Origin of the sequence: Streptomyces sp. 150FB (assembly GCF_000818195.1) — a bacterium.
Classification (GTDB): Bacteria; Actinomycetota; Actinomycetes; order Streptomycetales; family Streptomycetaceae; genus Streptomyces.
Genome location: NZ_JTHL01000001.1, coordinates 2,746,528 through 2,754,466, shown reverse-complemented (window position 1 = coordinate 2,754,466; position 7,939 = coordinate 2,746,528). Strand labels below are relative to the sequence as shown.

The window sequence follows — 7,939 nt, the reverse complement described above, 5'->3', positions numbered from 1 at the left end:
GAGCTGCCGCTCCCGGGTCCCGACCCCCGCCCCGCCCGGCGCGCGAGCCCCTGGGCCGCGCTCCCTCACGGTGTGCACCGGCTGACGGCCGTCGCCTCCGGCGCCCGTACGGAGCGGGCCACGCTCGTTGTCGCGCCCCCCGAGGTGCCGCAGCCGCCCGAGCGGACGCACGGCTTCCTCGTACAGCTCTACTCACTCCTCTCCAGCCGCTCCTGGGGCATGGGCGACCTGGGGGACCTCGCCGAACTGGCCGCCTGGTCGGGTCGCGAACTCGGCGCCGGCTTCGTCCAGATCAACCCTCTGCACGCCGCCGTCCCCGGCGCGCCCACCGACCCCTCCCCGTACCGCCCCTCCTCGCGCCGCTTCCCCGACCCGGTGCACCTGCGGATCGAGGCCGTGCCCGAGTACGCGTATGTGACCGGGTCCGAGCGTGAGTTGCTCGACGGTCTGGTCGAGAAGGCCGCCGGGCTGCGCGAATCGGTCCTCGAACACGAGGCGCTGATCGACCGCGACGCCGTATGGGCGCTCAAGCGCGAGGCCCTGGAGATCCTGGACAAGGTGCCGCTCGGCCCCGGACGCCGGGCCGACTACGCCGACTTCCTGGCCGGGCAGGGCCAGGCCCTGGAGGACCACGCCACCTGGTACGCGCTCGCCGAGACGTACGGCTCCGAGTGGCACGACTGGCCCGAGGGGCTGCGCGACCCGCGCTCTGCCGAGACGGCTGCCGCGCGCCACGAGCTGCTCCACCGGGTCGACTTCCACTGCCGGCTCGCCTGGCTGACCGACCAGCAGTTGGCGGCGGCCGGCCACGCCGCGCGGGACGCCGGTATGGCCGTCGGGATCGTCCACGACCTGGCGGTGGGCGTCCACCCGGGCGGCGCCGACGCCTGGGCCCAGCAGGACGCCTTCGCGCACGGCATGTCGGTCGGCGCCCCGCCGGACGCGTTCAACGCGCGGGGCCAGGACTGGGGGCTGCCGCCCTGGCGCCCCGACATCCTCGCCGCGTCAGGCTACGCCCCGTACCGAGGCCTGCTCAAAGGGCTCCTGCGGAACGCCGGAGCGCTGCGCATCGACCATGTCATGGGCCTCTTCCGGCTCTGGTGGGTACCGGAGGGCAACGACCCCACCCACGGAACGTATGTCCGATACGACGCCGAGGCGATGCTCGCCGTCCTGGCCCTCGAAGCGCACCGCGCCGACGCCGTCGTCATAGGGGAGGACCTCGGCACGGTCGCCCCCGGCGTTCGGGAGGCACTGGAGCGGCGCGGCGTGCTCGGCACCTCGGTGCTCTGGTTCGAGCGCGACTGGGAGGGTACGAAGCGCCCGCTCGCCCCCGAGGAGTGGCGCGCCGGCTGCCTCGCGACCGCCACCACCCACGACCTGCCGTCCACGGCCGCCCGCCTGACCGGTGAGCATGTCGGACTGCGCCACCGACTGGGCCTGCTGACCCGCCCGCTGGCAGAGGAGCAGTCGGAGGACCACGCTGAGGTCGCCGACTGGCTCGACCGGCTGGTGGAGCTGGATCTGCTGCCCGCCGACGGCAGGGGCGACGAGGAGGAGGAGATCCGCGCGGTCTACCGCTTCCTGCGGCGCACCCCGGCGCGGATGGTCGGCGTCTGGCTGCCGGACGCGGTGGGCGACCGCAGGCCGCAGAATCTGCCGGGCACCTGGGACCAGTACCCCAACTGGCGGCTGCCCGTGGCGGACGCGAAGGGCCGTCCGACGACGCTGGAGGCGCTGGCCGCCGCACCCCGGCTGCACGCCCTGATGGACGTGCTGAGCGCGCGTACGGCACCCCCGCGCGAGCGCCCGGTATAGGCGTTCGCTACGTTTGCACCGTGGACAAGAAGAACGCTCTGCGCGCCGGCGCCGTCGCAGCCGGAACGACGCTGATGATGCTGCTCATGTCGTCCCCGGCGCTCGCCATCACCCGGGACGACGGCGACGACCCGGGATCAGGCCTGAGCGTGATCCAGACCGTCGGCCTGTTCGTGCTGATCCCGCTCGCGCTTTTCGGGATCATCGCCGGTCTGGTGATGGTCCTGGACAAGTCGAGGAAGCAAGTCTGACGCTCCGCCGAGAGCGCCGCACGGCCCGTCGGGAGACGGTCGCCGCGCGGCGTTTTTTGGGTTCGCCGCCGCCGCCGTGATCCGCTACGCGCCGGCCCGCCCACGCCGAACGCCGCCGACGGCGCCGTACGTTCAGCCCTCGCGGCAGATCAGCAGCAGCGCCCGGTCGTCGTTCACATCCTTCGCGACCGCCTCGATCAGGTGCCAGGCCGCGCCCTCGAAGCCGCCGTCCACGAAGCGGTCCGCCTCGCCCGTCAGCCGGTCGATGCCCTCGCCCAGGTCGCGGCCCGGTGCCTCGACCAGGCCGTCGGTGAACAGCATCAGGACGTCGCCCGGCCGCAGCGAACCCTTGGCCGGATCGAACTGCGCGCCGTCGTACACCCCGAGCAGCGGGCCCTCGCCCGACTTCTCCTCCCAGGCACCGCTGCCCGCGTGGAGCTGGAGCGCGGGCAGATGACCGGCCGAGAGCAACTCGTAGTCGCCCGAGTCGAGATCGAGCACCAGATGGATCGAGGTGGCGAAGCCCTCGTCCCAGTCCTGCCTGAGCAGATAGCCGTTGGCGGCGGGGAGGAAGCCGTGCGGCGGGAGCGAGCCGAGCAGGCCGCCGAAGGCGCCGGACAGCAGCAGCGCGCGAGAGCCCGCGTCCATGCCCTTGCCCGAGACGTCCGTGAGGATGACTTCGAGCGTACGGCCGCCGTTCGTCCGGGCGGCGACCACGAAGTCGCCGGAGAAGGACTGGCCGCCCGCCGGGCGCAGCGCCATCTCGTGGTGCCAGCCGTCCGGCAGCGACGGCAGGGCGCTCTGCACCCTGATGCGCTCGCGCAGGTCGAAGAGCATCGTCCCGCCGCGCCGCCAGGGCACCCCGACCCGGGCCCTGAACTGCGCGATCAGCAGCCCGAAGAGACCGCACGCCGCCACTACGAGGATGGTGCCGGGCGTGACGCGCCCCGGGCCCCGCGTGTACGGGCCGAGGACGATCGACTCGACGATCAGCGCGGCCGCCGTGACCGCGTACAGGCTCAGCAGGCTCGCCGGACGCAGCAGCAGGCCGCCGGCCACGATCGGGAGGACCAGGGCCGAGGGCGCGCACCAGACGGGCATGGCGAGCGTGGTGCCGGTGATGGCCGGGATGATCAACAGCAGCCCGGCCAGCGCGATCCAGTCCGAGCCGTCGCCACGGAAGTAGTCGACCCCGGATTTGCGCACGGCGATGCGGACCCGGTGCAGCTTCCTGCGCAACCGGGCCACGTACGAGTCAGTTCCCGCGACACCGGCCATCGACGTGGACCCTATCCATCCGTTCCCCCACGGTGCAGGGGGACCCCCGCGACATTGCGTTCGAAACCGACTCGCAAGTGCGACCTCGCCCTGATAGGCATGGCATATGACAAGAGAACCACGGGTGCTCGCCCCTGCGGAATGGGACCGCTGGTTCGACGCCTTGGCGTTGGCCTTCGGCGGCCTCCCCGAACCGTCCGAATACCGCGAGTTGATGCGGACGCTGACCGAGACCGAACGCGCCCTCGCGGTCTGGGACGACGACACCTGCGTCGGTACGGCGGGCGCGTACCGCTTCCGCGTCACCGTCCCCGGCGGCGAACTGGTCCCCGCCGCGGGTGTGACGCTGGTCAGTGTCGCACCGACGCACCGGCGGCGCGGGGTTCTCACCGCGATGATGCGCCGGCAGCTCGACGACGTCAGGTCCTGGGGCGAGCCGCTGGCGCTGCTGACGGCCACGGAGCCCACGATCTACGGGCGGTTCGGCTACGGCGCCGCCACCCAGCAGCTCGCCGCGACGATTGACACGTCCCGGGTGGCGCTCGCCGTACCGGAGGGCACGGACGACGTGCGGCTGCGCGAGGTACCGCCGGCGGAGCAGTGGGTGCTGGACGCCTGTGAGGCGCTGTACGCGGCCGAAGTCCCGCTGCGCCCCGGGATGATCGCCCGGACGCCCGGCTGGGAGCGGACCCAGGTCAGCGACCCCGAGGAGTCCAGGAACGGCAGGTCGCCGCTGCGCTGCGCGCTGGCCGAACGGGACGGCGACGTGGTCGGGTTCACACTTTTCCGCGTCCGGCCGCGCCGGAGCGAAGGGGTGTCCGAGGGCACGGTCGAGTTGGAGCACCTGTACGCCTCGGACCCGGCGGCCTACGCGTCGCTCTGGCGCTTCCTCTTCGGGATCGACCTGACCACGACGCTCAGCGTGGAGGGCCGCCCGGTCGACGACCCCTTCCAGCACCTGGTCCTGGACGTCAGGCGCAGCCGTCTGCGCGTCCGGGACGCGCTGTACGTACGGCTCGTGGAGGTGGGACCCGCGCTGGAGGCGCGCCGCTACCGGACGCCGGTGGACGTGGTGCTGGAGGTCGAGGATGCCTTCTGCCCCTGGAACGAAGGGCGTTGGCGGCTGACCGGCGACACCGAGGGCGCCACCTGTGTCCGTACGGCCGACCAGGCCGATCTGGCCTTGTCGGCAAGGGAGTTGGGCTCCGCCTACCTGGGCGGCACATCGCTGGCCGCGCTGGCGGGGGCCGGACGGGTACGGGAGTTGCGGCCGGGCGCGCTGGCGCGGGCGTCGGCGGCCTTCGCCTCGGACACCGCGCCCTGGCTGCCGCACGGCTTCTGACGCCGTACGCGAACACGGACGCGAACACGGGGGCGGCTCAGCGCTGTTGGCAGCCCGGGCACCAGAAGAGGTTCCGGGCCGCCAGCGGCGCCGTACGGATCGGGGTGCCGCACAGCAGGCAGCCCATGTCGGTCCTGCGGTAGACGTACACCTCGCCGCCGTGGTCGTCCACGCGCGGCGCGCGGCCCATCGCCTCCGGCGTGTGCTCGGGACGGACGGTGTCGATGCGGTTGTTTCGCACGCCCTCGCGCATCAGCGCCACCAAGTCCGCCCAGATCGCGTCCCATTCACGGCGCGTCAGGTCCTTGCCCGCGCGGTACGGGTCGATGCCCTGCCGGAAGAGCACCTCGGCGCGGTAGACGTTGCCGACGCCGCCGATGACCTTCTGGTCCATCAGGAGGGCGGCGACGGTCGTGCGGGAGCGCGAGATCCGCTGCCAGGCCTTCTCGCCGTCGTCCCCGGTGCCGTCGTCGCGTACGCGCAGCGGGTCGGGGCCGATGCGCTCGTGTATCGCCTGCTTCTCCGGTTCGGTGATCAGCGAGCAGGTGGTGGGGCCGCGCAGGTCCATGTACGACGTGCCGTTGACGAGGCGCAGCCGGATCGTGTCCGTCGTCGGCGGGGCCGGCGCGTCGCCGAGCGCGACCTTGCCGAAGAGGCCGAGGTGGACATGGACCCAGCCGGCCGACTCGAAGCCGAGGAAGAGGTGTTTGCCGTGCGCGTCCACGCCGTCCAGCACCCGCCCGTCGAGCAGCGCCGCGCTGTCCGAGAACTTGCCCTGCGGGCTGCTGACCCCGACCGGCCGTCCGCCGAACCGGTCGAGGTGGTCGGCCGCCAGGCGGTGGATCGTATGCCCCTCGGGCACGGTGTTCTCCTCGGTGGCGCGACGCCGCCGCGCCACCGGATCCCCGGGACCCGGCGGCGCGGCGGCGTTGTCGTGACGTACGGTCAGCCCTGCTGCGGGCCCTTCGGGTGGTGCGCGGGGATCGGCGGCAGCTCGCCGGACGCCACGTACGTGTCGAGCATCGCGATCCGGCGCGCGTGGCGTTCGGCGCCCGAGTACGGGGTCTTGATGAACACCTCGACGAACGTCGTCGCCTCGTCGGTGGTGTGCATCCGGGAGCCGATGGCGACGACGTTGGCGTTGTTGTGCTCGCGGCCGAGTTCGGCGGTCGCCTCGTTCCAGGCCAGTGCGGCGCGTACGCCCTTGACCTTGTTCGCGGCGATCTGCTCGCCGTTGCCGGAGCCGCCGATCACGACGCCCAGGCTGCCCTCGTCCGCCGCCGTACGCTCGGCGGTCCGCAGGCAGAAGGGCGGGTAGTCGTCCTGGGCGTCGTAGACGTAGGGGCCGCAGTCGACGGGCTCGTGGCCATGGGCCGTGAGCCATTCGACGAGGTGGTTCTTGAGTTCGAAGCCGGCATGGTCGGAGCCGAGGTACACACGCATGGTGCGAAGTGTGGCACGCGTGGTGTGGGCGGCGCGCCGCTGGGTAGCCCTCAGCGAGATCAAGAGATCGAGCACCACGCCAGAGATGCCGTTCCCGCGTACAACGATCAGGACTCGGATCTTCCTTCGCCGGAGGGCGAGGCGCTTCAATGCGGGGACTCATCTCCGAGTGGACCGCACACGTAAGGATGTACGCATGGCATCGCTGTCGACCCCCACTAAGGCAGGTGGAGATCCCGGAAAGCCTGGGAATCCACAATCGCCTGACGGCCTGCACGCCGGGCTGAAGAACCGCCACCTCTCCATGATCGCCATCGGCGGAGTGATCGGTGCCGGCCTCTTCGTCGGCTCCGCCTCCGGCATCGCCGCCGCCGGGCCCGCCATCCTCCTCTCGTACGCCCTCGTGGGCCTGATGGTCGTCCTCGTCATGCGGATGCTCGGCGAGATGGCGGCGGCCAGGCCCACTTCCGGGTCCTTCTCCGCCTACGCCGACCAGGCGCTCGGCCGCTGGGCGGGCTTCTCCATCGGCTGGCTCTACTGGTTCTTCTGGGTCGTGGTGCTCGCGGTCGAGGCCACGGCGGGCGCGCAGATCCTGAACGGCTGGGTTCCGGGCGTGCCGCAGTGGGCGTGGGCGCTGATCGTGATGGTCGTCCTGACCGTCTCGAACCTGGCATCCGTCGCGTCCTACGGCGAGTTCGAGTTCTGGTTCGCCGGCATCAAGGTGGTGGCGATCGGCATCTTCGTCGTCATCGGGCTGCTCGCGGTGTTCGGCGTACTGCCGGGATCGGACAACGCGGGCGCGGGCTTCTCGCATCTCTCGGACGCCGGAGGGTTCCTGCCGAAGGGGCCCGGCGCGATCCTGACCGGAGTCCTGCTGGTCGTCTTCTCCTTCATGGGCAGTGAGATCGTCACCCTCGCCGCCGGCGAGTCGGCGAATCCGGAGCGCGCGGTCTCCAAGGCCACCAGCAGCGTGATCTGGCGGATCGCGATCTTCTACCTGGGCTCGATCTTCGTCGTGCTGACGCTGATCCCCTGGAACGACCCGTCGATCGTCAAGGACGGCAGTTACGTCGCCGCGCTGAACTCGATCGGCATCCCGCACGCCGGACAGATCATGGACGTCATCGTGCTCACGGCGGTCCTGTCCTGTCTCAACTCCGGTCTCTACACGGCGTCGAGGATGGCCTTCTCGCTGGGCAAGCGCGGCGACGCGCCCGGGGCCTTCGCGCGGGTCAGCAAGCGGGGCGTGCCGCAGGTCGCGATCCTGTCGTCCGTCGTCTTCGGCTTTGTCGCCGTCTGGTTCAACTACCAGTGGCCCGACACGGTCTTCGCCTTCCTGCTCAACTCCTCAGGCGCCGTCGCGCTGTTCGTCTGGCTGGTCATCTGCTTCACGCAACTGCGGATGCGGGGCATCATCCTGCGCGAGTCGCCGGAGAAGCTCGTCGTGAAGATGTGGCTCTTCCCGTACCTGACGTGGGCGACGATCGCGATGATCTCGTTCGTGCTCGTCTACATGCTCACCGATGACGCGGGACGCGATCAGGTCCTGCTGTCGCTGCTGGTCGCGGCGATCGTGATCGGGATCTCGCTGGTCAGGGATGTCATGCGGCGCGGGAACTCGGGCGGGGTGGGCCCGGCGGACTCGGACTCGGACTCGGACTCGGTGGATCCGGCGAAGGATGCGCTGAATAGCTGAGCATCTGGATAGCTGAGCATCTGGATAGCTGAATACCTGACGGAACCTGTTACGTATGGCACCGGGGCTCCCCGTTCGCACGGCGCGACACGCGCCGCGTGAACGGGGAGC

Annotated in this window: 7 protein-coding genes; 4 read left to right on the top strand and 3 right to left on the bottom strand. The window is 71.3% G+C overall.

Going from position 1 to position 7,939, the window contains the following annotated elements; genetic code table 11:
* Positions 1 to 3: 3 nt before the first annotated feature.
* Both malQ and QR77_RS11575 read left to right on the top strand, forming a co-directional pair.
* Positions 4 to 1,818 carry a 4-alpha-glucanotransferase gene (gene malQ / locus QR77_RS11580; protein WP_052489581.1) on the top strand — a complete coding sequence of 605 codons (1,815 nt, stop codon included), beginning with the start codon at positions 4 to 6 and terminating at the stop codon, positions 1,816 to 1,818.
* A 20-nt stretch (positions 1,819 to 1,838) separates the two neighbouring features.
* Complete coding sequence (locus QR77_RS11575) at positions 1,839 to 2,069, top strand: hypothetical protein (protein WP_040021468.1); 231 nt, start codon at positions 1,839 to 1,841, stop codon at positions 2,067 to 2,069.
* A gap of 132 nt (positions 2,070 to 2,201) precedes the next feature.
* Here the strand turns inward: QR77_RS11575 and QR77_RS11570 are convergent, their stop codons facing one another.
* Entirely contained in the window at positions 2,202 to 3,347 is a 1,146-nt protein-coding gene (locus QR77_RS11570; RefSeq protein WP_040021466.1) for a PP2C family protein-serine/threonine phosphatase, read from the bottom strand.
* 106 nt (positions 3,348 to 3,453) lie between these two features.
* Here QR77_RS11570 and QR77_RS11565 point away from each other — a divergent pair, with 106 nt between their 5' ends.
* The gene (locus tag QR77_RS11565) at positions 3,454 to 4,689 is read left to right on the top strand and encodes a GNAT family N-acetyltransferase (RefSeq protein ID WP_078876615.1); all 1,236 of its coding nucleotides are present in this window, start codon (positions 3,454 to 3,456) and stop codon (positions 4,687 to 4,689) included.
* A 37-nt stretch (positions 4,690 to 4,726) separates the two neighbouring features.
* On the opposite strand, the gene QR77_RS11560 is transcribed toward QR77_RS11565, so the two are convergent.
* Together QR77_RS11560 and QR77_RS11555 are read right to left on the bottom strand one after the other, a co-directional pair.
* Positions 4,727 to 5,551: a DNA-formamidopyrimidine glycosylase family protein gene (locus QR77_RS11560; protein ID WP_040027729.1), complete on the bottom strand. Its 825-nt coding sequence runs from the start codon at positions 5,549 to 5,551 to the stop codon at positions 4,727 to 4,729.
* A gap of 83 nt (positions 5,552 to 5,634) precedes the next feature.
* Positions 5,635 to 6,132, bottom strand: coding sequence for a ribose-5-phosphate isomerase (locus tag QR77_RS11555; RefSeq protein ID WP_040027728.1), 498 nt, complete (start codon positions 6,130 to 6,132; stop codon positions 5,635 to 5,637).
* Positions 6,133 to 6,328: 196 nt separating this feature from the next.
* Here QR77_RS11555 and QR77_RS11550 point away from each other — a divergent pair, with 196 nt between their 5' ends.
* Positions 6,329 to 7,828, top strand: a complete 1,500-nt coding sequence (locus QR77_RS11550; RefSeq protein WP_078876614.1) for an amino acid permease — start codon at positions 6,329 to 6,331, stop codon at positions 7,826 to 7,828.
* Positions 7,829 to 7,939 lie beyond the last annotated feature (111 nt).